General features: G+C 44.4%; 24 protein-coding genes. 22 read left to right on the forward strand and 2 right to left on the reverse strand.

The features are described from left to right. Positions 1–141 precede the first annotated feature (141 nt). The 8 genes from KQI91_RS02445 (at position 142) to pgeF (ending at position 6843) form a co-directional block, all read left to right on the forward strand. Positions 142–1773, forward strand: a complete 1632-nt coding sequence (locus KQI91_RS02445; RefSeq protein WP_216391290.1) for a MotA/TolQ/ExbB proton channel family protein — start codon at positions 142–144, stop codon at positions 1771–1773. A gap of 12 nt (positions 1774–1785) precedes the next feature. Then, positions 1786–2763: an OmpA family protein gene (locus KQI91_RS02450; protein ID WP_216391291.1), complete on the forward strand. Its 978-nt coding sequence runs from the start codon at positions 1786–1788 to the stop codon at positions 2761–2763. 118 nt (positions 2764–2881) lie between these two features. Continuing rightward, positions 2882–3229, forward strand: a complete 348-nt coding sequence (gene rplS, locus KQI91_RS02455) for a 50S ribosomal protein L19 (protein ID WP_055055598.1) — start codon at positions 2882–2884, stop codon at positions 3227–3229. Positions 3230–3306: 77 nt separating this feature from the next. Further along, positions 3307–3900 (forward strand): signal peptidase I, encoded by a 594-nt coding sequence (gene lepB, locus KQI91_RS02460; protein WP_216391292.1) that lies wholly within the window; start codon positions 3307–3309, stop codon positions 3898–3900. A gap of 7 nt (positions 3901–3907) precedes the next feature. Beyond that, entirely contained in the window at positions 3908–4765 is an 858-nt protein-coding gene (ylqF, locus tag KQI91_RS02465) for a ribosome biogenesis GTPase YlqF (protein WP_216391293.1), read from the forward strand. After that, positions 4762–5517: a ribonuclease HII gene (locus KQI91_RS02470; RefSeq protein WP_216391294.1), complete on the forward strand. Its 756-nt coding sequence runs from the start codon at positions 4762–4764 to the stop codon at positions 5515–5517. Before ylqF ends, KQI91_RS02470 begins: the two co-directional genes overlap by 4 nt. Before the next feature lie 99 nt (positions 5518–5616). Then, the gene (locus KQI91_RS02475; protein WP_216391368.1) at positions 5617–5967 is read left to right on the forward strand and encodes a YraN family protein; all 351 of its coding nucleotides are present in this window, start codon (positions 5617–5619) and stop codon (positions 5965–5967) included. 18 nt (positions 5968–5985) lie between these two features. After that, complete coding sequence (pgeF, locus tag KQI91_RS02480; protein ID WP_216391295.1) at positions 5986–6843, forward strand: peptidoglycan editing factor PgeF; 858 nt, start codon at positions 5986–5988, stop codon at positions 6841–6843. A 65-nt stretch (positions 6844–6908) separates the two neighbouring features. On the opposite strand, the gene KQI91_RS02485 is transcribed toward pgeF, so the two are convergent. Continuing rightward, entirely contained in the window at positions 6909–8081 is a 1173-nt protein-coding gene (locus KQI91_RS02485; protein WP_216391296.1) for a ribose-phosphate pyrophosphokinase, read from the reverse strand. A gap of 200 nt (positions 8082–8281) precedes the next feature. Here KQI91_RS02485 and KQI91_RS02490 point away from each other — a divergent pair, with 200 nt between their 5' ends. From KQI91_RS02490 to KQI91_RS02505, 4 genes are read left to right on the forward strand one after another with little or no spacing between them, the layout of a single operon-like run. Further along, positions 8282–9664 (forward strand): DUF512 domain-containing protein, encoded by a 1383-nt coding sequence (locus KQI91_RS02490; RefSeq protein ID WP_216391297.1) that lies wholly within the window; start codon positions 8282–8284, stop codon positions 9662–9664. Then, positions 9627–10952, forward strand: a complete 1326-nt coding sequence (gene der / locus KQI91_RS02495; protein ID WP_216391298.1) for a ribosome biogenesis GTPase Der — start codon at positions 9627–9629, stop codon at positions 10950–10952. Before KQI91_RS02490 ends, der begins: the two co-directional genes overlap by 38 nt. A gap of 5 nt (positions 10953–10957) precedes the next feature. After that, positions 10958–11608, forward strand: coding sequence for a glycerol-3-phosphate 1-O-acyltransferase PlsY (plsY, locus tag KQI91_RS02500; protein WP_216391299.1), 651 nt, complete (start codon positions 10958–10960; stop codon positions 11606–11608). A 13-nt stretch (positions 11609–11621) separates the two neighbouring features. Beyond that, the gene (locus tag KQI91_RS02505) at positions 11622–12629 is read left to right on the forward strand and encodes an NAD(P)H-dependent glycerol-3-phosphate dehydrogenase (RefSeq protein ID WP_216391300.1); all 1008 of its coding nucleotides are present in this window, start codon (positions 11622–11624) and stop codon (positions 12627–12629) included. A 116-nt stretch (positions 12630–12745) separates the two neighbouring features. Here KQI91_RS02505 and KQI91_RS02510 read toward each other — a convergent pair whose 3' ends face one another. Next, positions 12746–13573 carry an aldo/keto reductase gene (locus tag KQI91_RS02510; protein WP_253288338.1) on the reverse strand — a complete coding sequence of 276 codons (828 nt, stop codon included), beginning with the start codon at positions 13571–13573 and terminating at the stop codon, positions 12746–12748. 406 nt (positions 13574–13979) lie between these two features. On the opposite strand from KQI91_RS02510, the gene KQI91_RS02515 reads away from it, so the two are divergent. From KQI91_RS02515 to acsE, 10 genes are all read left to right on the forward strand, one after another. Next, a complete protein-coding gene (locus tag KQI91_RS02515; protein ID WP_216391301.1) occupies positions 13980–14381 on the forward strand; it encodes a cobalt transporter in 402 nt (133 codons plus the stop codon). 95 nt (positions 14382–14476) lie between these two features. After that, positions 14477–14659, forward strand: coding sequence for a CooT family nickel-binding protein (locus KQI91_RS02520; RefSeq protein ID WP_216391302.1), 183 nt, complete (start codon positions 14477–14479; stop codon positions 14657–14659). A 71-nt stretch (positions 14660–14730) separates the two neighbouring features. Beyond that, positions 14731–15657 (forward strand): methylenetetrahydrofolate reductase, encoded by a 927-nt coding sequence (locus KQI91_RS02525; protein WP_216391303.1) that lies wholly within the window; start codon positions 14731–14733, stop codon positions 15655–15657. A gap of 82 nt (positions 15658–15739) precedes the next feature. Further along, positions 15740–16510 (forward strand): ATP-binding protein, encoded by a 771-nt coding sequence (locus tag KQI91_RS02530; RefSeq protein ID WP_216391304.1) that lies wholly within the window; start codon positions 15740–15742, stop codon positions 16508–16510. Between the two features lie 164 nt (positions 16511–16674). After that, a complete protein-coding gene (gene cooS, locus KQI91_RS02535; protein WP_216391305.1) occupies positions 16675–18567 on the forward strand; it encodes an anaerobic carbon-monoxide dehydrogenase catalytic subunit in 1893 nt (630 codons plus the stop codon). Between the two features lie 24 nt (positions 18568–18591). Further along, positions 18592–19365, forward strand: a complete 774-nt coding sequence (locus KQI91_RS02540; protein WP_216391306.1) for an ATP-binding protein — start codon at positions 18592–18594, stop codon at positions 19363–19365. A 17-nt stretch (positions 19366–19382) separates the two neighbouring features. Continuing rightward, positions 19383–21512, forward strand: coding sequence for an acetyl-CoA decarbonylase/synthase complex subunit alpha/beta (gene acsB, locus KQI91_RS02545; protein WP_216391307.1), 2130 nt, complete (start codon positions 19383–19385; stop codon positions 21510–21512). Positions 21513–21928: 416 nt separating this feature from the next. Next, complete coding sequence (acsD, locus tag KQI91_RS02550) at positions 21929–22870, forward strand: acetyl-CoA decarbonylase/synthase complex subunit delta (protein WP_216391308.1); 942 nt, start codon at positions 21929–21931, stop codon at positions 22868–22870. Positions 22871–22895: 25 nt separating this feature from the next. After that, the gene (gene acsC / locus KQI91_RS02555) at positions 22896–24242 is read left to right on the forward strand and encodes an acetyl-CoA decarbonylase/synthase complex subunit gamma (protein ID WP_216391309.1); all 1347 of its coding nucleotides are present in this window, start codon (positions 22896–22898) and stop codon (positions 24240–24242) included. 81 nt (positions 24243–24323) lie between these two features. Further along, positions 24324–25112, forward strand: a complete 789-nt coding sequence (gene acsE, locus KQI91_RS02560; protein WP_216391310.1) for a carbon monoxide dehydrogenase/acetyl-CoA synthase methytransferase subunit — start codon at positions 24324–24326, stop codon at positions 25110–25112. Positions 25113–25205: the final 93 nt, after the last annotated feature.

Genomic DNA, 25205 nt, shown 5'->3' on the forward strand with positions numbered 1-25205 from the left:
AGAACTGGGTAAAGTACAGAAAACAGCTTGTTCGTAAAAAAATGATATGATATGATAGAAAATACAAAAATTGTATAAAATCAGAGATTTTTGTCTGGTAAAGACAGAAATTTCAAATAATGTATGACAAGGAGGTTTGCTATGAAGAAAAAGATCGCAAACGTGGCATTGTTTCTGCTGGTACTTGCGGCAGCACTCGGGATGACACTTTATGTAGGAAACAATGCAATGAGCGTACTGGTTTATAACTTTGTTTTTCTTGCAATCATAGCTGTTGTGTATGTGATTGGTCTGTTTGGAGGTATGTTCCGTATGAATCGCCTTTCGCAGGCTCTGTCGGATGCAGCGGAAGAACTGGAAAATACGTTTGAGGAGCCGGGCAGAGTGGAACCGGACAAAATCGCTGCGCTGAATGGAATCTTTCACAATCGCTATCTGGATGCAAGAATGCAGGCATTTACAGATGGAATAGCCAAAAGTCAGGAAGGAATCGTGGATATTGAAGAATATATCAATGAAGATGACCTGGATCTGCATGTCCACAAACGCCTGTTGGAAATGGCTCCGGATCTGTTTACCAGCATCGGTATTCTGGGAACATTTGTCGGTCTGGTATGGGGACTCAAAGATTTCCAGCCGGCGAACTATGAGGCAATGACAAGTTCAGTGTCTTCTCTGGTAGACGGTATCAAAGTTGCGTTCCTTACATCTATTTATGGCATTGCATTTTCTATCGTGTATACATCCGGAATGAAAAGTGAATATTCCGCACTGACAGAGAATCTGCAGATGTTTCTGGACAGGTTTCATACATATGTAATGCCGAGTGCAGAGACCGAATCTATGAATCTTCTGGTCGCAAGCCAGAAAAACCAGACAGCAGCCATGAATCAGATGGCAGAGCAGTTTTCTGTAAAAATGGCAGACAGTTTTGAAAAGGTCATTACGCCAACCTTCAAAAAAATGAATGATTCTCTGGATACGCTGGTCTCTTCTGTGACAAAATGCCAGGAAGATGCGGTCAGAGAAATCCTGAACGTGTTCCTGAAAGAAATGAATACTTCATTTCAGGCACAGTTTGCAGATTTTGGCAAGGCACTGAATCAGTTAAAAGATGCGCAGACGGATAATACCAATTATACGACAAACCTGTATCAGGCTATGAGCCGGCAGTTTACGGAGGCCTATGCAGAACATGAGCATTCCATGCAGAAAATGCTGGAAGAATCAGGAAAACTTCAGAAGGAATATATTACTTCTGCAAATCAGATCATGCTGGACAATCAAAAAATCCAGAAACAGCAGCAGGAAGATTATCAGCATCTTGCTGATTATCTCAAAGAAGCAGAGACTTCATCAGCCAAGTTCTGGGTTGCCTGCAACCAGACCATGCAGAAATATGTGGAGGCTGCGGCACAGGGGATGGAGCGGGTTTCCGAAACCGGCAAAGGCAATGTGGATGTGGCGAAGTCTAATCGCAGGGTGATCGAAGAATTTGATTCCAAACTGCAGGAGTTTGCACAGTATCAGAAACTTTCCTGTAAGACTATGGAACAGGTACGAAGACTTCTGACAGATATTTCTGTCAATGGAAGCGGCAGCAATGTACAGCTTACGTCAGGACAGCTCTCTCAGCATGAGACACTGGAAAAACTTCAGGAAACGATACAGATGCAGGGAGAACAGCAGCAGGAACTTCTGGAAGAGATTTCCAGAAATATCAGAGAACTTTCCAAAGGTGTACAGAAAGGCAAATTCGGTTTATTCAGATAAAAGGAGAAACAGATGCGCAGGAAGAAAAAATCAGAAGGCAATGGATTTAATGTCTGGCGTTCTTATTCCGATATGATGGCGGGTGTTCTGCTGCTTTTTGTGCTGATCATGTGTGTGACTCTTTTTCAGGCGCAGAAAAGCTACAATGAAAGCCTTCAGGAGAGAGATGAAAAGATCGCGCTTCAGGAAGAATATACCCAGGAACTTCTGGATAAACAGAATGCCCTGGACGAAAAAGATGAAACATTGCAGAGTCAGGACGCCCAGTTAAAGACACAGGATGAAAAACTGGCAGAGCAGGAAAAACAGCTGGCAGCACTGGCGGCCAAGCTGAAAGAGCAGGAGACTACGCTGAATGCACAGCAGACTGCACTGGATGAAAAAACAGCACAGCTAAAAGATCAGCAGGCACAGATTGACCAGATCATCGGTGTGAAGGCAGATGTGATTGAAGCTCTCAAAAATGAGTTTTCCAAAAATAATATCAATGTAGATATTGATGCACAGACCGGAGCACTGACACTGGAAGCAAGTGTTATGTTTGATTATGATCAGGCGGAACTGACCGATGCCGGTAAACAGGCACTGGAGCAGATCCTTCCGATCTACTGCAAAGTCCTTCTGCAGGATGACTATATGAAGTATCTTGCAGAGATCATTATTGATGGTTATACAGACACAGATGGCGATTACAGTTACAATCTGCAGCTGTCTCAGCAAAGGTCGCTGGCAGTGGCGCAGTATCTTCTGGACATTCAGGGGAATTTTCTGGATTCCACACAGTCAGCAAATCTGGAAAAATATCTGACTGTTAATGGTCATTCCATGGCAAATCCGGTATTGGACGCAAATGGAAATGTAGATAAAGATGCTTCCAGACGAGTGGAAGTTAAATTCCGCCTGAAAGATGAAGAAATGATCGAAGAATTAAACCAGCTTCTCAGCAGTACGGACAGCGCAGAGGACACAGAAAACACGGCAAACAATTAAAAAACTGCTTGCAAAGGCATGGATTGTATAGTATAATCAATAACGTTGTAAAAAAAGATGGTCCTCTGTTACAGGTCAATGTATTAAGAACATCCAGATAAGAATAGGAGAATATAAAATGAACGACATCATTAAAAACATCGAGTCTGCTCAGTTAAAAGCAGAAGTACCGGAATTCCGTGTAGGAGACACAGTAAGAGTACACGCACTGATCAAAGAAGGAAACCGCGAAAGAATTCAGATCTTCGAGGGAACAGTTCTGAAAAGACAGGGTGGAAGCACCAGAGAAACTTTCACAGTAAGAAAGAGCTCCAATGGTGTTGGTGTAGAGAAGACATGGCCGCTTCACTCCCCACACGTTGTTAAAGTAGAAGTTATCCGTCAGGGTAAAGTTCGCCGTGCTAAGCTGAACTACCTGAGAGACCGCGTAGGTAAAGCTGCAAAAGTTAAAGAACGCGTTAGATAAGAAAATTTCAAAGGTTTCAAAAGAAGGGACAATAACGACAGCTATTGTCCCTCTTTTTCCATTATGGGAGAACAGTTATGGATATAAAAAACTGGAAAGAACATCCAAAAGTTCTGGGAGCAAAAGAAAAACTGGAAAACCAGAAAGTCCGTACATTCATGCGATGGGTGTTTCAGGTGGTCGTAACACTGGTATTTGCGGCAGTAGTTGGAATCATGATGTTTCAGCCTGTTACGATGCAGGAGAGTTCTATGGAACCGACGATTTCCGTTGGAGATCGTTTCTTTATAAATAAAGCTGTTTACAAATTTTCATCTCCAAAACGAGGAGATATGATCGTGTTCCGGACAAGTGCCAGTGACGATGCAGCTTTGCATATCCGCAGAGTGATTGCGCTTCCGGGAGAAACCGTGCAGATTTCCGGAGGCCGGATACTGATCAATGGAGAGGCATACAATGAGGGAAAAGATTTTCCGATGATTTCGAATCCGGGACTGGCAGCCAGTGGAGTAACTCTGGAATCCGGAGAGTATTTTGTTCTGGGAGATAATCGAAACAACAGTGAGGACAGTCGTTATGCTGATATCGGTATGGTTCGCAAAAGATATATTGTGGGCAAAATCTGGTTCACCTGTTCTCCGTTTGAAAAACTTGGATTTACGAAAGGTTAGGTAATATATGAACGTACAGTGGTATCCTGGTCATATGACCAAGGCAAAAAGACAGATGCAGGAAGATCTGAAACTGATTGATCTGATCATAGAACTGGTTGATGCCAGAGTTCCTCTTTCCAGCCGGAATCCGGACATTGATCAGCTTGGACAGAATAAGTCCAGACTGATCCTGCTGAATAAGGCGGATCTGGCAGATGAGAGACAGAATGAAGCATGGAAAGAATATTTCCAGAAAAAAGGATTTCACGTAGTTAAGGTGGATTCTCGAAATGGAGCCGGAATGAAAACGATCCAGAATGTCATTCAGGAGGCCTGCAAAGAAAAAATTGAGCGTGATCGCAGACGTGGTATTAAGAACCGTCCGATCCGTGCGATGGTTGCAGGGATTCCAAATGTCGGCAAGTCTACTTTTATCAATACTTTTGCGGGGAAAGCCTGCGCAAAGACCGGAAACAGACCAGGCGTAACCAAGGGGAAACAGTGGATTCGTCTGAACAAAAATGTAGAGCTTCTGGATACACCTGGAATTTTGTGGCCCAAATTCGAAGATCAGCAGGTCGGAATCCGTCTGGCATGTGTTGGATCGATCAAAGATGATATTCTGAATATGGAAGAACTGGCACTTTGGCTGATCGAATATCTGAAAGACCGTTATACCGGACTTCTGGAAAAACGTTATGGTGTTTCTGAAGAAGGTACGGCAGTTGAGATCCTTGGAGAGATTGCCAAAGCACGTGGATGTCTCAAAAAAGGTGAAGAACTGGATTACGTAAAAGCATCCGGTATCCTGTTTGATGATTTTCGTGGAGGCAAGATCGGACGGATCACGATGGAATGGGCAGAGCAGGAGCAGAGCGAATGAAAACGATTGGTGAAATAAAGGAAATGTTCGCAATGTCCGGAGAGAACGACTGGAAGGAACTCTGCGAGAGCTACTCATCAGATACCAGAAGTGGTGTGCAGAAACTGGTACAGCAGTATCAGAAGAAACTGGCTGCTCTGGAGAAGGAAAGAGCCCGTATGGAGCAGATGATGCAGTATGAGCACAAATACGAACATCTGGGATATCTCTGTGGAATTGATGAAGTGGGAAGAGGACCGCTTGCCGGACCGGTAGTGGCATGTGCGGTGATCCTGCCGAAGGATCATCACATTCTGTATCTGAATGATTCAAAGAAACTGACCGCATACAAAAGAGAAGAACTCTATGATGTGATCATGAGGGAAGCCGTGGCAGTGGGACTCGGCATGGCGAGTCCGGCACGCATTGATGAGATTAATATCTTGCAGGCCACTTATGAGGCTATGCGACAGGCGGTAAGTCGTCTGGCTGTTATGCCGCAGCTGCTTCTGAACGATGCGGTTACGATTCCGGGAATTGAGATTCCGCAGGTGCCGATCATCAAGGGAGATGCAAAGAGTGCATCAATCGCGGCGGCGAGCATTGTGGCGAAGGTGACGAGAGACCGACTCATGGTAGAATACGATAAGACCATGCCGGAATATGGCTTTGCTTCCAACAAAGGATATGGATCGGCAGAACATATTGCGGCACTTCAGAAATACGGTCCGACGCCGATTCATCGCGCAAGCTTTATTACACACTTCGTATAAGACGGTTATATACTCTGGATTGCTGTGTGATAAATTTCTTTTATAGTCTTTACAAAAGATACCGACACAAAACCAGGAAAAGAGAGAACAGAACTGGGTATTAACAAACGTAGAATAGGCAGTCGCTATGAAGAAATGGCGGCTGCCTTTCTGGAAAAACAGGGACTTTTTATAGTTGCCAGGAATTTTCGCTGTAAAAGTGGAGAAATCGATCTGATTGCCAGAGACGGGAAGTATCTGGTGTTTGTAGAAGTGAAATATCGCAGAGGGAAAGGACAGGGCAATGCGTCAGCGGCGGTAGACTGGCACAAGCAGAAGCGGATCAGTCAGACGGCAGGCTTTTTTCTGTTGCGATACGGGTATGGAGAGCCGCCGTGCAGGTTTGATGTAGTGGCAATTGACGGCAAAGAAGTCCAGTGGATAAAAAATGCATTTGACTACTGCAGATAGAAGGCAAAGGAGCAGAAGATGACAGAAATCAAGTGGAGTGAGGGGACAAGACCTCACATGCAGGTAAAAGAGAAGAAAGGCGTTACATGGCTGAGTTATCCGGCATTCGAACAGTTTCCGGATATTATACATGCATTCAGTACCAGACTTGGAGGCGTGAGCAGGGGAATCTATTCTTCTATGAATCTTAGTTTTACAAGAGGAGATGAAGACACTGCGGTTTATGAAAACTATCGGAGGCTTGCGGTGGCAGTTGGTTTTGAAATGGAAGATATTGTCACATCGGATCAGACACATACAGCAAATGTCCGTATGGTGACAGAAAATGACCGGGGCAACGGAATTATGAGGCCGAGACCGTACACAGATGTGGATGGAATGATCACAAATGTACCGGGGCTGGTTCTGGCAACGTTTTATGCGGACTGTGTGCCGCTGTATTTTGTGGACCCGGTGCATCATGCGATTGGCCTGTCTCATTCAGGATGGCGTGGCACGGTGGCTGGAATCGGAAAAGTAACGATTGAAAAAATGCGTGAAGAATATGGAACAAGGCCGGAGGAGCTTTATACGGCAATTGGTCCTTCTATCTGCCAGGATTGTTATGAGGTCAGCGAAGATGTGATTTTGGAGTTTCAGCATGCATTTGCCAGAAAATACTGGGATGATCTGTTTTACAAAAAAGAAAATGGAAAATATCAGTTGAATCTCTGGGAAGCGAATCGAATCATCATGCTGGAGGCAGGCATAAAAGAAGCGCATATTTCCATGCCGGGGATCTGCACCTGCTGCAATCCGGAATTTTTGTTTTCTCATCGTGCATCTCATGGCAAAAGAGGAAATCTGGGGGCTTTTCTTGGAATTTGCAGAAAATAAAATACAGGTCAGAATAAGATATATGCAAAACGGGAGCTCCCTCAGAAGGAAACTCCCGTTTTAAATTAGCGTTTATTTACTTTTTCCATCAGTTCCATGATCTTTTCGTTGTTGGAACGAACTTTTTCTACGGAAACATCATGATTGATGATATCGATGATGCTTGCAAGATATTTGCTCATGTTTGCCTCAATATAATATGGTTTGGTGAGCAGTTCCGGCAGACGGTAATTCAGGTTGGTTGTGATAACTCTGTCGATCCAGCCTTTTTCGTAATATTCGTCAAATTTTGCAAGTCCCTCGGTAAACAGACCGTAAGTGGTGCAGATAAATACACGTTTTGCCTTGCGTTCCTTGATCTGTTTGGCAACGTCCAGCATACTTTCGCCAGATGCGATCATGTCGTCGATGATAACAACATCCTTGCCTTCTACGGAGTCGCCCAGGAATTCATGAGCAACGATTGGGTTCTTGCCATTGATAACGGTAGAGTAATCACGGCGTTTGTAGAACATACCCATATCTACTCCAAGAATATTGGAAAAGTATACGGCTCTTGACATTGCACCTTCATCCGGGCTGATGATCATCAGATGGTCGTTGTCCAGTTTGAAATCTTTGACCTCTTTTACCAGAGCTTTCAGGAACTGGTAAGTTGGGAAGAAGTTGTCAAAACCATTCAGTGGAATCGCATTCTGAACACGAGGGTCATGTGCGTCAAAAGTGATAAAGTTGGAAACACCCATATCTCTTAATTCCTGAAGCATCAGTGCGCAGTCCATGGATTCTCTTTTGGTACGACGGTGCTGACGGCCTTCATACAGGAATGGCATAACGACATTGATTCGATGTGCTTTGCCGGTTGCAGCAGAAATGATGCGCTTCAGATCCTGAAAATGATTATCCGGAGACATGTGGTTCTCGTGACCGCATACTTTGTAGGTAAGGCTGTAGTTGGTGATGTCAACCATGATAAAGAGGTCTGCACCACGAACGGATTCTTTGATATGACCCTTGCCTTCGCCGGTACCAAAACGGATGATCTCGGAGTCAACCAGGAATGATGGCAGACTGTAACCCTGCGGAATCTGACTTGGTTTCTTTTTACTTACAAGTTCTTTGCGGAATTTTACAAGTTTCTTGTCAACCTCCTTGGCCAGATCCTGACATCCGGCAAGTGCTGCAATACGGACAGGTGCGACAGGAGTTGATTTTTCAAGTAACTCTATATTTGGCATAATATTCCTCCTAAGTGGTATGTTTTTCAAACTGAGTCCTAATACATTTATAACATTTGCCCTAAATCCCGTCAAGGAATTTATTGATTTTTGCCTACAGAATTGTTATGATAGTATCATCTGAGTCATTTTGCGTGTCGAGGTGTTTCACACGTATTTCATGTACAGACTCGGATATGGTAAGGTCAGAAAGGATTTCTATGAAAAAAAAGAAACATGTGATTTCCAAGGTTCTTACAGGAAGTATCGGGGAAGAACTGGAACTGGAACCAGGAGATGTGCTGGCAGAGATTAACCACCAGCCGGTGGAGGATGTTTTTGACTATCGCTATCTCATGAATGATGAATATATAGAATTACTGGTCGAAAAGGCAAACGGGGAGATATGGGAACTGGAAGTTGAGAAGGACTATGACGAAGATCTCGGAATCGAATTTGAGAATGGTCTGATGGATGATTATCGTTCCTGCAGCAATCACTGTATGTTCTGCTTTATCGATCAGATGCCGCCGGGGATGAGAGAAACCCTGTATTTCAAAGATGATGATTCCAGACTTTCGTTCCTGCAGGGCAACTATGTGACTCTGACGAATATGAGTCAGGAGGATATTGACCGAGTGATTAAATACCATCTTTCGCCCATTAATGTATCTTTTCAGGCAATGAACCCTGAACTTCGCTGCAAAATGCTGCATAACCGTTTTGCAGGAGATGCACTTCGAAAAGTGGACCAGCTGTATGAGGCCGGGATCACTATGAATGGTCAGATCGTTCTCTGCAAGGGAGTTAATGATGGAGAGGAGCTGGAATACAGCCTTCAGAAAATGTCTGAGTATGCACCGATTCTGCAGAGCGTATCAGTGGTTCCGGTAGGTCTGACAAAATTCCGTGACGGCCTGTATCCGTTGGAATCATTTACCCGGGAAGATGCGAGAATCGTTCTGGAGCAGATTCATCGCTGGCAGAAGATCATGTATGAGAAACATGGTATCCACTTTATCCATGCTTCTGATGAATGGTATATTCTGGCAGGAGAGGAATTCCCGGAGGAAGAACGTTATGATGGTTATCTGCAGCTGGAAAACGGAGTTGGGATGCTGCGACTTCTGGATACAGAGGTGCGTCAGGCGGTTGCAGAACGGGGAGGAGATGAGCGCAGACTTTCAGTTACGGTTGCGACCGGCAGGCTTGCGGCACCTTATATAGAAAAATGCATGAATACGATCCGGCAAAAATATCCATATATCACTTCAGATGTGATTGCGATCAGGAATGACTTTTTTGGTGAAAAGATTACGGTTTCCGGATTGGTTACAGGACAGGATCTTATAGGACAGCTTTCAGGTCGAAAACTGGGAGACCGGCTTCTGATTCCGTGTAATATGCTGCGAAGCGGAGAGAATGTATTTCTTGATGACATTACAGTGACAGAACTTTCAGAGAAACTTGGAAAAGAAATTATAGTAGTGGATCCGGATGGGGCAGATCTTGTTTCAGCTGTGCTGGATCCGATCGGACATAAAAAACAGATAAGGAGACAAATGTATGAGCAAACCAGTAGTAGCAATAGTGGGCAGGCCTAATGTAGGTAAATCCACGTTATTTAATGCGCTGGCAGGCGAGATGATATCTATTGTAAAAGATACACCGGGTGTTACCCGTGACAGGATCTATGCAGATGTGACATGGCTGGATAAGTCTTTCACATTGATCGATACAGGCGGCATTGAGCCGGACAGCGGAGATGTTATTTTATCACAGATGAGAGAACAGGCACAGATTGCCATCGATACAGCGGATGTTATCGTGTTTATTACAGATGTTCAGCAGGGACTTGTGGATTCCGATGCCAAAGTGGCTGATATGCTTCGCAGAAGCAAAAAGCCAGTTGTTCTTGTAGTAAATAAGGTTGACAGTGTTCAGAAATACATGATGGATGTGTATGAATTTTATAATCTTGGAATCGGAGAACCAGTAGCGATTTCCGCTGCCAACCGTACAGGGATCGGCGATATGCTTGATGAGATAGTCAAAGAATTTCCGGAAGATGCAGATATGGAAGAAGATGACGATATCCCTAAAGTTGCTGTTGTCGGTAAACCAAATGTAGGAAAATCTTCCCTGATCAACAAGCTTCTTGGGGAGGACCGCGTGATTGTTTCTGATATTGCCGGAACGACCAGAGATGCTGTTGATGCCAAAGTAAAATGGAAAGAAAGAGAGTACATCTTTATTGATACTGCAGGTCTCCGTCGTAAAGGCAAGATCAAAGAAGAGATTGAACGTTACAGTGTGATCCGTACAGTCACAGCGGTAGAGCGGGCAGATGTGGTCGTTGTTGTGATTGATGCGACAGAAGGCGTAACCGAACAGGATGCGAAGATCGCAGGTATTGCGCATGAGCGTGGCAAAGGTGTTGTGATCGCGGTCAACAAATGGGATGCGGTGGAAAAAGACGATAAGACCATTTATAAACATACCAACCGTATCCGTGAAGTTCTGGCATATATGCCATATGCAGAACTGGTATTTATTTCTGCAAAATCAGGTCAGAGACTGCCGAGACTGTTTGAGACGATCGATGCAGTCATTGAGAACCAGACGCTTCGTGTACAGACAGGTGTGCTGAATGAAATCCTTTCTGAAGCGATTGCCATGCAGCAGCCACCGTCTGACAGAGGAAAACGTCTCAAGATCTTTTATATGACACAGGTTGGTGTCAAACCGCCGACATTTGTTATTTTTGTCAATGACAAAGAACTGATGCATTTCTCATATACGAGATATATTGAGAACAAAGTCCGCGATGCGTTTGGCTTCCGTGGAACTTCTCTCAAATTTATTATCCGTGAACGCGGGGAAAAGAGCTGATTAAAATGATAGAACGCTTGATCTGTGTTCTGATCGGTTATATTTTTGGACTGTTTCAGACTTCATATATTATTGGAAAAATGCATAAGACCGACATTCGTGAGCATGGAAGCGGAAATGCCGGAACAACGAATGCTCTTCGTACATTTGGTAAAAAAGCAGGAGCAATGACGCTTTTGGGGGATTGTCTGAAATGTGTACTGGCCATCATAGCGGTACGGCTGATTTTCCAGAAATCTGCAGGGGATGTACTTCCTCTGCTTGCAATCTATGCAGCTGCCGGCTGTGTGCTTGGACATAATTTCCCTGTAACTCTGGGATTTCGCGGAGGCAAAGGAATTGCAGCATCTGTGGGCTTTCTGATTGCGTTTGACTGGAGATTATTCGTTTTGTGTGCGGTTGTATTTTTTGTACTGTTTTTTAGTACACATTATGTGTCACTGTGTTCTCTGAGCTGCTATCTGGTTGCACTGATCGCAATGATCGTGCGTGGTGAGATGGGCGGTTATGGCATGGACAGAAGTCATACAACGGAAATGTATGTAGTGATGGTGTTCCTGACTGTTCTGGCTTTCTGGAGACACAGAGCGAATATCGTTCGTCTTGTGAACGGGACAGAAAACAAAGTATTCCTCGGGAAATCAAAGAAAGGTTAAAGGTAGCGAATATATGGCGAAAATCAGTGTGTTGGGAGCTGGAAGCTGGGGAACTGCACTTTCAATCCTTCTGAGTAATAATGGGCATGAGGTGCGCCTTTGGTCCAGATTTCAGGAGGAAGTGGATGAACTGAAGAAAACAAGAGAACTTGCTTCCAAACTTCCGGGGGTACATATCCCGGAAAATATTGACTTGACTGCAGATATAAAGAGTTGTGTGGAAACAGCAGAAGTGATCGTTCTGGCTGTGCCGTCTCCCTACATCAGAAGTACTGCTGAATTAATGGCTTCGGAGGTGAAGGAAGGACAGATTATTGTTAATGTTGCAAAGGGAATTGAGGAAAAGACATTGATGACTATGACGGATATCATCAGTGAAGAAATTCCGGCAGCAGAAGTCTATGTGCTTTCCGGACCGAGCCATGCAGAGGAAGTGGGAAGAGGGATTCCGACGACCTGTGTGATCAGCGGACCAAAGAGAGATACGGCAGAATATCTGCAGGGGATTTTTATGAGTCCGGTATTTCGCGTATATACAACACCGGATATACTTGGGGTAGAGCTTGGTGGTTCCCTCAAAAATGTGATTGCTCTTGCAGCAGGTACAGCGGATGGACTTGGATATGGTGACAATACAAAAGCTGCACTTATTACCAGAGGAATCGCGGAGATTGCACGCCTGGGTACGAAAATGGGTGCGCATATGGAAACGTTTTATGGACTTTCCGGAATGGGAGATCTGATCGTTACCTGTGCAAGCGTACACAGTCGTAATCGCAAAGCTGGTTATCTGATGGGTAAAGGATATACCATGCAGCAGGCAATGGATGAAGTCAAGATGGTGGTTGAGGGTGTATACTCTGCGAAAGCGGCCAAGAGTCTGGCAGAAAAATACGATGTGGAGATGCCGATCATCATGGAAGTCAATAAAGTGCTTTTTGAAGATAAATCCGCAGCAGATGCGGTTCGCGATCTGATGATCCGTGACAAAAAAGTAGAGACACCGATGCTTCCCTGGTAATCTGAGAAGGCAGATAAGAAAATAAATAAAAAGAAAGCGACTGATCCAGCGCTAATGTGATGGACCGGCCGCTTTTTTGCGGGTATAATATAGTTTGGAGATTTTGGGAACAAATCTTAAAAAACAATATCTCTCAGATCTTCCGGGACAGAAGCACTGTGAAAATTCTGGTTCAGTGTGTCCAGAAGATCCATATCTTCCTGATCGATCGTGAAATCAAAAATTCTTGAATTAGAAGCAATGCGTTCTGGATGAACGGATTTCGGGATGACAGAAATTCCTTTCTGTACAGCCCAGCGAAGACCTACCTGCGCAGGAGTATGAGCATATTTTGTGCCAAGTACACAAAGAACATCGTTGTCAAGATAGGCGCCTCTTGCGAGCGGTGCGTAAGCCTGTACCTGAATGCCGTTTGCCTGACAGTACTCGATCAGTTCTTTTGGGTAGCAGAGCGGATGGCATTCAATCTGGTTGACGGCCGGCACGATACCGGAAACTCTGCGGAGTTCTTCGAGATGGCGTATTTCGAAGTTGCTGACACCGATGGAAAGTGCACGCCCGGATTCGAGAATCTTCTCCATGTCCTTCCATGTGTTCAGAAAACAGCCCGGCACAGGCCAGTGAATCAGATACAGATCAATGTAATCAAGACCGAGACGATCCAGACTGCGCTGAAAAGCTCCTTCGACGTCGCCGAGGCGCTGTGCGTTATTCCAGATCTTTGTTGTAATAAAAAGGTCTTTTCGCGGAATGCCGCATTTGGCAATCCCACGTCCTACAAATTCTTCGTTCTTATATGCAGAAGCGGTATCCAGAAGACGGTATCCGTTCTGGACCGCTGCAGCAATTGCTTCTTCAGCTTCGACAGCGTCAGTTGTTTTATAAAGGCCAAGACCCAGAAGAGGCATGGTTCTGTCGTTGTTTAAAAATACGGAAGTTGTCAAAATGAATCCTCCTTGCCTTTCGAATCACAATTTTTGTTTATTATACCATATAAATATGAAAGAAGAAAACCAAATTTGTTAAAAAAGTAATACAAGAAATCCCAGAAGCGTTATCTGCGGATGATAATCCAAAGAAAACGGACAAATAAATAAGAGAAAATTGTTTGTTAATTAAAAAACAAATGTGTTATTTATCTAACAGCAGAGAAACCTGTCTAAAAGCACTTTACCGTACAAAAGTGTGAAAAAACATAAATGAATGTCAGGAGTTTTTGTGTATTTTTTCTTATGTTATCCTTGATAAACCCATACAAAAGATGTATAATGAATTTAATTGATAAATTCTTGTCATAAGTGCGCCTGTTTAAAGGCGTTCCGGAGGTAGAACCGGAGAAAGGAGCTTGATATGCATCTTATTAAAGATGAGAACGGAAATCTTGTCCAGCATGGACATGAACATACACCGGAGCATTCTCATGAGCACACTCACGCAGATGGTGTGACACATACACATGCTCATACTCATGGCGATGGAGACCATGCACATTCTCATGGAGACTGTGGAACAGGAGACCACTGCGGATCCTGCGAGGGCGGTGACTGCAAGAAAGAGACAATTGCATTACTGACCTACATGCTGCAGCACAATGAACATCATGCAGCAGAACTTGACCAGATGGCAGATAACCTTGAAAAAATGGGCCTTGGAAATTCGGCAAAGACGATCAAAGAAGCAGTTGCTGACTTCCAGAAAGGCAACATGCGCCTGGGACTGGCACTGACATTAGTTAAAGAAGAAATGCAATAATACCAGACTTCAAAGGCCGAAATGCCGTTCATGCTTGCATGTAAAGGTATTTGAACTTGGAAAACAAGTATTATATTAACATAGGAGGCAGCAATATGTGTCTTGCAACAGTATATAAAGAAAGCGACGATTCTGTTATTTTCAAAAATGTATCCAGAATCGACGTAGACGGAAACAAAATCGTACTCAGAGATATCATGGGAGATGAAAGAGTGGTAGAAGGCCACATTCTCATGGTGGATCTGGCAAACAGCATTGTAAAGCTCAGCTGTGAATAAATTTTACTCAGATCTTAAGGGCGGTAATGACGGCCCATTAGATAAAAAACATATATGTGGAGGTATGTATTATGGCAACAGTAAAATTAACTGAACTGATGAAAGAAAGACAGCTCCTCTCCTTTGAACTCTTCCCACCGAAGACAGACAAGGGTATGGAAAATCTTCCGGGAACAATTGATCATCTCTGTGAGTTCAAACCGGAATACATTTCTGTTACATACGGAGCCGGCGGCGGAAACGTTGGTACCAACAGAGAAGTATGTCAGATGGTTAAAAAGGCCGGCACTGTACCGGTAACTCATTTCACAGTTATCAAGAACACAAAAGAAGGAATCAAAGATCAGCTGGAAACTTACTTAAGCGAAGGCGTTGATCATATCCTTGCACTTCGTGGTGACTTCCCACGTGGAGAAAATTCCACAGGCGGAGATTTCAACTACGCAACAGACCTTGTTAAATTTATCCGTAAAGAATTTGGCGATAAATTCGAAATCGCAGTAGCAGGTTCTCCGGAAGGACATATTGCATGTCGCAGTCTTGATGCTGATGTCTCTGTTCTTAAGATGAAACAGGACAATGGTGCAGACTATATCATGACTCAGCTTTGCTGGGATATGGAACAGTTCGCACGCTGGCAGGACAAGATCCGCAAAGCCGGTGTTACAATGCCGATCGATGTAGGTATCATGCCGATCCTTGATCAGGCAGCTACCATCAACATGGCTCTTTCACGTAACGGCTGTGTAATGGATCGTGAACTTTCCAGACTGATCTCCAAATACTGGATCTTCCCGAACCCGTTCGACAAAGCACCATTCGACGATGCTCTTGAGCAGAAGAAAGAAGACTTCAAGAAAGCCGGAATCGAATACACCATCAAACAGATCGACAAATACCGCGCTCTCGGCGTAGAAGGTATCCATCTGTATGCACTGAACAAATGGAAAGACGTAAGCGAGATCATCAAAGAATCTGGTATGCGTACACTGGTATAATGCCAGGATTGTGAGAGCTGTATTGCAGCGGAACAATCGACATGAAAACTTGAAATTTAGCTAGCAGGAGGCACTCTTTATTATGGCACACGTAATTGCTGTCGCCGGAAAAGGCGGCGTAGGTAAAACTACTTTATGCGGAATGTTGATTCAGTATCTCTGCGAACAGGGAAAAGGACCGATCCTTGCAGTAGATGCAGATGCAAATTCCAATCTGAACGAAGTCCTTGGAGTTGAGGTTGAAACTACTCTCGGCGATGTTCGTGAAGAGATTGCACAGGCAGAGATTGCAAAAGAAAGTCCTATTCCGAAGGGAATGTCCAAAGCAGATTATGCAGAGCTTCGATTTGAGGATGCTCTGGCAGAAGAAGATGATTTTGATCTGCTCGTCATGGGCAGAACACAGGGAAAGGGATGTTACTGTTATGTGAACGGACTTCTGCAGGCACAGCTTGCCAAATATCAGAACCATTATCCATACATTGTTGTAGACAATGAAGCAGGAATGGAACATATCAGCAGAGGCGTTCTTCCTTCCATGCAGACAGCAATCCTTGTAAGCGACTGCTCCAGAAGAGGCATTCAGGCAGTAGGCAGAATTGCGAAACTGATCGATGAATGTGATATGCATCCGGAGACAGTAGGACTGATCGTGAACCGTGCGCCAAAGGGTGAACTGAACGATGGAATTAAAGAAGAAATCGAGAACCAGGGACTTCATCTCCTTGGTGTCGTACCTCAGGATGAAACCGTTTATGAATATGACTGTGAAGGTCGTCCGACGGCATCCCTTCCAGAGGATAACCCGGTGAAAATTGCTTTAAAAGAAATCGTTGCAAAGTTAAAACTTTAAAATAGTTCCTGCTGTCGATATGGCAGCAGGAAAACTAAACAAATTTTTTTACCGAGAAATAACCCATGGGCGGGGATGGGTTCTGCTGGCTTGGGTTATTATATAAAAATTTATAGAAAGGCTATATACATGAATCGTTCATGTATGATTAAAGGAGGTCTATAATGAGTGAATTCAAATTAACTACAGTGGAAGAATTTGAAGCTGCTACCGAGAGACTGTTAGAGACAGGCGCAAAGGTAGGCGCAGACGCTTGGCAGTTTCGAGTAAAAAACCAGACTCCACACTGTAAGTTCGGTGAGCAGGGTGTCTGTTGCCGTATCTGTTCCATGGGTCCGTGCCGTATTACACCAAAGGCACCGAGAGGAATCTGCGGATGTGATGCACACGGTATCGTAGGAAGAAACTTCCTTCGTTTCACAGCCGGTGGAGCTGCTACACATTCTGATCACGGACGTGAAATTTGTATCACCCTCGGACATACAAAAGAGGGAGGCGACTATCAGGTAAAAGATCCTGAGAAACTGATCCGCATCGCAAAAGAATGGGGCGTTGAGACGGAAGGCAAAGATATCTATGATCTTGCTCATGAAATGTCTGACCTGGCGCAGGAAGAATACGGAAAAATCAGAGGTGTTTCCAGATGGCTGAAGAGAGCACCACAGCATACACAGGATCTGTGGCATGAAGCCGGAATTGAACCAAGAGCAATTGACCGTGAGGTTTCCTGTGCAATGCATATGACCCATATGGGTAACACATCCAAACCGGAAGCACTGGTTCGTCAGGCACTCCGTAATGGACTTTCTGATGGATGGGGCGGTTCCATGTGCGGTACAGAATTCTCTGACGTAATGTTCGGAACACCGAAGCCGATCGATACAGAAGCAAACCTTGGCGTTATGAATGCTGAGAACGTAAACATCGTAGTACACGGACATGATCCGAGTCTTTCCGAGATGATCTGCGAAGTAGCGGACAGCAAAGAAATGATCGACTACGCAAAATCCATGGGAGCAAAGGGAATCACTATTTCCGGTGTTTGCTGTACTTCCAACGAAGTAGCAATGCGTCGTGGTATCCCGATGGCAGGTAACTTCCTGCAGCAGGAAAACGTTGTTCTGACAGGTGCCTGCGAGGCAATCGTTGTTGACGTTCAGTGTATCTTCCCTGCATTAGGACCTCTGAGCAAATGCTTCCATACCAAATTCATCACAACTTCACCGATCTGCCAGATGCCAGATTCTGAATTCATCGAATTCAGTGCCGGAACAGCTGGAGAAAAAGCTCGTCAGATCGTTAGACTGGCATGCGAGAACTTCAAGAACAGAAAACCAGAACTTGTTTACATTCCGGAAATGAAACAGAAAGCAACTGTTGGATACTCTGTTGAAGCAATCGTTAAGACACTTGACGGTGTAACAAACTCTCAGGTAGATGAAACAGGAACAACCAAACCGCTCCTTGAGTGTATCACATCCGGTGTTATCCGTGGTGCTGTAGCAATGGTTGGATGTAACAACCCGAAGATCAGACCTGACTATGCACATGTTGAACTGATGAAGAAACTGATTGCAAACGATATCGTGATCATCGCTTCTGGATGTTCCGCACAGGCAGCTGCAAAGGCAGGCCTTATGGACAAAGCAGCCAAAGATCTCTGCGGTGCAGGTCTGAAACGTGTATGTGAACTTGCAGACATCCCACCGGTATTACATATGGGATCCTGCGTAGATATCAGCCGTATGATGATCCTTGCATCCGAACTTGCAAAAGATTCCGGACTTAATATTTCCCAGCTTCCGGTAGTAGGATGCGCTCCTGAATGGATGTCTGAGAAAGCTGTTTCCATCGGAAACTATGTAGTAGCAACAGGTATTGATACCTTCCTTGGAGTAGATCCATACGTATCCGGATCTGATCAGGTAGCAGGACTTCTTACCGAAGGTGTTCGTGATTGGGTAGAAGCTGCTTATACAGTAGAAAAAGATATTGATAAATTATGCGATCTGATGATCGAGAGAATCGAAGAAAAGAGAACAGCTCTCGGTATCTGATAGCGGGAAAGGCGCGATTAACTTATGAAAATAGCAGTAACCGGTAAAGGCGGAGTAGGAAAGACAACTTTTGCGGCAACACTTGCCAGATTATACGCAGACGAAGGAAAAAAAGTCCTTGCAGCAGATGTGGACCCGGATGCAAATCTTGGTCTGGCACTTGGATTTGATGAAGAAACACTGGATTCCATTGTTCCGATCTCCCGGATGCGAAAACTGGTGGAGGAGCGTACCGGAGCCAACAGTCAGAACCAGTTTTATAAACTGAATCCGAAGGTAGACGATATTCCGGATACCTACGGAAAAACCTGCAATGGCGTAAAACTGCTTGTCCTTGGTACCGTGGAAACGGGTGGAGGCGGATGTGTCTGCCCTGAACATGTCATGCTGAAACGGATTATCAATAATCTTGTGATTCACAGAGACGATGTGGTGATTCTGGATATGGAGGCCGGTCTGGAGCATCTGGGCCGCGGCACCACGGAAAGCATGGATGAATTTATAGTAGTGATTGAACCAGGGGCGAGAAGTGTACAGACCTACAAAAATGTAAAACGACTTGCCAAAGATCTTGGTGTTGCCCAGGTAAAAGTTGTGGCAAACAAAGTAAGGAATGAGGACGATGAAGCATTCATCCGTTCAAAGATTCCGGCAGAAGATCTTCTTGGAATGATCCACTACAACACAGAAGTTATAGACGCTGACCGTCAGGGTAAATCCCCTTACGATTTCAGCCAGACTGTAACGGCTGAAATTACAAAAATAAAAGAAAAGATTGATCAGAATTCAAATCTGTAAAAACAGGAGGTATTAAAGTGACTTTATTTGATAGAGTATTCGGCGGAAATGATGCTGTATATGGTTTAACAGAGGGCGCTATTGATGGCGCAATTGCTCAGTATGGCGAAGACAAAGCTGTCAGCTTCCCGAACACCGCTTACAGCCTTCCATGTTACTACGCTGTAACAGGAACAAAAGTTACAACTTTAAAAGAATTAAAAGAAGCTCTTGGTGTTGTTAAAACACTTATGACAAGAGAAAAAAGATTAAATGATGCATTCATGTCAGGTGTTGCTACAGCACTCTGTGCAGAATTCATCGAAGTTCTGAAATATATCGATGGTGCAACACCATACGAAGAACCATGCTACGGACATCTTGCAGATGCTGTTATCCGTGAACTTGGTGTTCCGCTTGTAACAGGCGATATCCCTGGTGTAGCAGTAATCCTCGGATCTGCTCCTACAACAGAAGAAGGTGTTGCTCTTGTTAAGAGCTATCAGGCACAGGGTATCCTCGTAACACTGGTTGGCGGAATCATCGACCAGGTTGCAGAAGCTGGAATGAAGACAGGTGCAAACGTACGTGTTATCCCGCTTGGCAAAGATGTTACAGCAGTTATCCATGTAGTATCTGTTGCACTTCGTGCAGCTCTGATCTTCGGTAACGTAACACCTGGAGATGCAGGCACACTGATGAAATACACAATGGATCGTGTACCGGCATTCGTTAACGCATTCAAACCTCTGGATGACGTGATCGTAGCTTGTGGAGCTGGTGCTATCGCACTTGGATTCCCGGTTATCACAAACGAAACAGAAAATATCTTCCGTGTACCAAAGAGCCTGATCGTTCAGGAAGACGTAGAAAAATTCAATGCTACATCTCTTGAAGCACGTGATATCAAGATCAAGATCACAAACATCGATATTCCGGTTGCATTTGCATCCGCATTCGAAGGTGAGATCATCCGTCGTAAAGACATGCAGGTTGAGTTCGATGGTTCCCGTGTAGACTGTGCAGAGCTTGTACAGACCTGTGATGCTTCTGAAGTAGAAGACCACAAGATCACAGTAGTTGGACCGGAAGTAGACGACATGGAACTTGGAAGCAAGAACAGCATCGCATATGTTGTTAAAGTTGCCGGCAAGAACATGCAGGCTGACTTCGAACCGGTTATCGAGCGTAAATTCCACAACTACATCAACTGTATCGAAGGTGTATACCACACAGGACAGCGTGATATGCAGCGTATCCGTATCAGCATTGATGCATTCAATGCAGGATTCAAGATCAAACATATCGGTGAAGTTCTTTACGCATCTGTTAAAAATGAATTTGACGCAGTTGTTGATAAATGTGAAGTTGTTATCTATACAGATCCGGCAGAATGTACAAGAGTACGTCACGAAGTTGCAATTCCGATTTTCGACAAACGTGATGAGCGTCTTGATACTCTGACAGATGAATCTGTAGATGTATATTACAGCTGTATCCTCTGCCAGGCATTCTCTCCAAGCCACGTATGTGTCGTAACACCAGAAAGACTTGGACTTTGCGGTGCCGTTTCATGGCTGGATGCAAAAGCTACACATCAGCTTGATCCGAACGGACCTTGCCAGGTTATCACAAAAGAACGTCCGATCGATGAGAACCTTGGTTCTTACGAAGACGTTGATGAAGCAGTTCAGAAATTCTCACAGGGTGCTCTGGAGCACGTTACACTGTACTCCATCATGCAGGATCCTATGACATCCTGCGGATGCTTCGAGTGTATCTGCGGTATCGAACCATTCTCCAACGGTGTAGTTATTGCTAACCGTGAGTATGCAGGCATGACTCCTCTTGGAATGACATTCCCTGAAATGGCTTCCATGACAGGTGGTGGTGTTCAGACTCCTGGATTCATGGGACATGGAAAACACTTCATCTCCTCCAAGAAATTCATGAAGGCTGAAGGCGGTATCGAACGTATCGTATGGATGCCAAAAGAACTGAAAGAGTTCGTTGCTGAACGTCTCAACAAGACAGCTCAGGAACTCTACGGAATCGAAAACTTCACTGATATGATCGGTGATGAAACAGTAGCAACAGATCCGGAAGCACTGGTTGAATACCTGACCGAAAAAGGACATCCGGCTCTGGCAATGGATCCTATGATGTAACTCCCGCAAAGGGAATGAATGCTCGCATTCATTCCCTGGGGAGTTAACCCTGAGTTTTGAACTGCAACGTAAAGCTGTTGCAAACAGCGGGTTGCAGGAAAAATTTAGGGTTTATCTGGAAAAATCTTGTACAGCGTAAAGTTGCGTAGCAACGAGCTGTGAGAGATTTTCAAGGTTTAGCATGAAGCATCGTAAGATGCGCACATGCGTTTGAACCAGAATATTTTCAGAACGTAAAGCTGTTGCAAACAGCGGGTTGCAGGAAAAATTCAGGGTTTACCCCTTCCCATGGAGAATTACATTACGATTTTTTGATATTTTTTTAACATAAATAGCCAAGTTCCCTTGTAACATGGTTTTTTATGTTGTATAATACTTTTCGAGTTTTTTAATAATTAAGAGGAGGCTTATGAGAAATGCCGTTTAATCAGAAACCACAGAAATTTAATGCAAAGATTAACGCTGTCACAATCGGAAGCGGAGACAAGACTGTGACAATCGGTGGAGAAAATTCTTTCCCATTCTATAGCTTTGATGCTCCAACAGAAAATACACCAAAGATCGGTGTTGAAATTTCTGACCTTGGACTGGATGAATTTTCTGAAGGCGTAAAAGCTTATTATGAAGGTGCTACTACAATGGCTGAGATTGCTCAGAAAGCAGCAGCTATTGAAGGTGCAGATTTCGTTGCCCTGATCCTGGATGGTGGAGACCCGAACGGAGCAAACAAATCTGTTGAAGAACTGATCGAGGTTGTTAAAGAAGTGGCTGGTGCTATCGACTGTCCACTCGTTGTAGAAGGCTGCAAGAACGTAGAGAAGGATGCGGAACTTCTTCCGAAAGTTGCAGAAGTTCTTCAGGGAAGAAATGCACTTCTTCTTTCCGAAAAAGAAGAAAACTACAAAGCAATCGGTGCAGCAGCAGGTCTGGCTTATAATCAGATCGTTGGTGCTGAATCAGCCGTTGATATCAACCTTGCAAAACAGCTGAACGTTGTTACTACACAGCTTGGTGTTGATGCGAAGAAGATCGTTATGAACATCGGCAGTGCAGCAGCTGGTTATGGATATGAGTACGTAGTTTCTACTATGGACCGTATCAAAGGTGCAGCATTAGGCCAGAATGACAATATGCTGCAGATGCCTATTATTACTCCTGTATCCGCAGAGACATGGGCAGTAAAAGAAGCAACCGCTTCTGAAGCTGATATGCCTGAATGGGGATCAGCAGACGAGCGTGGAATCGATATGGAAGTTATGACTGCAGCAGCAGACCTTGCTGCTGGTTCTGATGCCGTAATCTTAAGACATCCGGAATCTGTTAAGACAATTTCCAAACTGATCAAAGCACTTGCTTAAGGAATAATAGGAGGAAAAATTAGCTATGGCACTGAATGGTATTCAGATTTTTAAATTAACACCAAAGAAAAACTGTAAGGAATGTGGATGTCCTACATGTATGGCTTTCTCTATGAAAGTTGCACAGGGCGCAATGAAAATTGAACAGTGTCCACATATGTCTGACGAAGCACTGGCTTCCCTGTCTGAGGCAACTGCTCCGCCGATGAAGACAATCAAGATCGGAACAGGTGATGCAGAATTCACTCTCGGAGGAGAAACTGTTCTGTTCAGACATGAAAAAACATTCGTAAGTAAACCAAGATACGCTGTATCCCTTTGCACATGCATGGATGATGCAGAAGTTGAGGCTAAACTTGCAGCAATCCCACATGTAGACTATGACCGTATCGGTGAAAGAATGCATGTAGAACTTGTATACGTAAACTGCAGCGCAGACGCAGATGCTGCCAAATACACAGCACTTGTAGAAAAAGCAAAAGGACTTGGAAGAACTCTCGTTCTTGGATGTACAGATCCTGAAATCGCAAAAGCTGCTCTTGAAGTATGCAAAGATGGCAAACCGGTTCTTAACGGAGCAAACGCTGATAACTATGAAGCAATGAATGCAGTTGCTACAGAAGCCGGCGTAGTTCTCGGAGTATCTGGAAAAGACCTTAACGAGCTTTACGATACCGTAGCAGCTCTTGAAAAACTTGGCAACAAGAACCTTGTTCTTGACACAACAGGCGCAGACATCAAAGAAACCTTTGCAAACACTGTACAGGTTCGTCGTGCAGCTCTGAAAGACCAGGACAGAACATTTGGATATCCGTCCATCGTAAACCTGGTAAAACTTGCCAAAGGTGATTATCATTTACAGGCAGCACTTGCTTCCATCTTCACAATGAAATATGGTTCCATCATCGTTATGGAGCAGATGACATATGCAGAGGCACTTCCACTGTTCGGTCTTCGTCAGAACGTATACACAGACCCGCAGAAGCCGATGAAAGTAGAGCCGGGTATCTACCCACTCAACGGTGCAGACGAGAACTCCCTCGTTGTTACAACCGTAGACTTCGCTCTTACATACTTCGTAGTTTCCGGCGAACTGGAACGTTCTGGTGTACCGCTTAACCTGGTTATCAACGATGCAGGTGGACTTTCCGTACTGACATCCTGGGCAGCTGGTAAATTCTCCAGCACCAGCATTTCCGAGTACATCAAAGAAGAAGTTGAACCGAAGGTTAAATGCCGTAAGCTTGTAATTCCGGGTAAAGTAGCAGTTCTCAAGGGCGACCTTGAAGCAAAACTTCCGGGATGGGAGATCATCGTAGGACCTAGAGAAGCAGTTCAGCTTGTGAAATTCTTAAAAGATATGCAGGCATAATGTCCGCATAAAAATAAACCAATGCTCAGGGAGAGACGTTCTCCCTGAGACATCAAAAACCATGTAAAGGAGAACACAGGTATGGCAAAATTTGTTACTATTGGAGAGAGACTTTCCACAACAGCACCAGCAGTAAATAAAGCATTCACAGAGAGAGATCCTGAGCCGATTCTCAAAAGAGCAAAACAGCAGCTTGATGCAGGTGCTACATACCTCGATGTAAATATCGGACCAGCAGAAAACGATGGACCGGAACTGATGAAATGGGCTGTAGAACTTCTGCAGGGCAACTTCGACAATGTTCCGCTTGCACTGGATACTTCCAACGTTGCAGCTATCGAAGCTGGTATTTCCGTATACAACCGTTCCAAAGGAAAACCGATCGTAAACTCCGCTGATGCAGCTGGAAGAATCGGATATGTTGATGTTGCAGCAGCTAACGATGCAATCGTTATCGCTCTTTGCAACGGCGAAGGAATCGCAAAAGACAACGACGAACGTATGATGTACATGCAGACTCTGATGGAGAGAGGTATGGAACAGGGTATGGACGTTGAGAACGATATGTGGTTCGACCCGTTATTCCTCGTTATCAAAGGAATGCAGGACAAACAGATGGAAGTTCTTGACTTCATCAAAATGATCTCTGATATGGGAATGAAGAGCACCGGTGGTCTTTCCAACAACTCCAACGGTATGCCAAAACATATCCGTCCGATCATGGACTCCGCTATGGTAGCTATGGCTATGATGCAGGGACTTACATCCGCAATCGTTAACCCTAACGACCTGCGTCTGATGGAAACAATCAAATCCTGCGATATCATCAAAAATAATTACCTGTACGCAGATTCCTATCTGGAAATCTAATCAGTCTGACTTTTTACGGCTGTAGATAAAAAAAGGCTGGAGGCTTCGCGGCCTCTGGCCTTTTTTATAAATATTAATAAGTCTGACGCCCAA

The sequence above is a fragment of the Blautia sp. MSJ-19 genome, from assembly GCF_018918125.1.
Classification (GTDB): domain Bacteria; phylum Bacillota; class Clostridia; order Lachnospirales; family Lachnospiraceae; genus Blautia_A.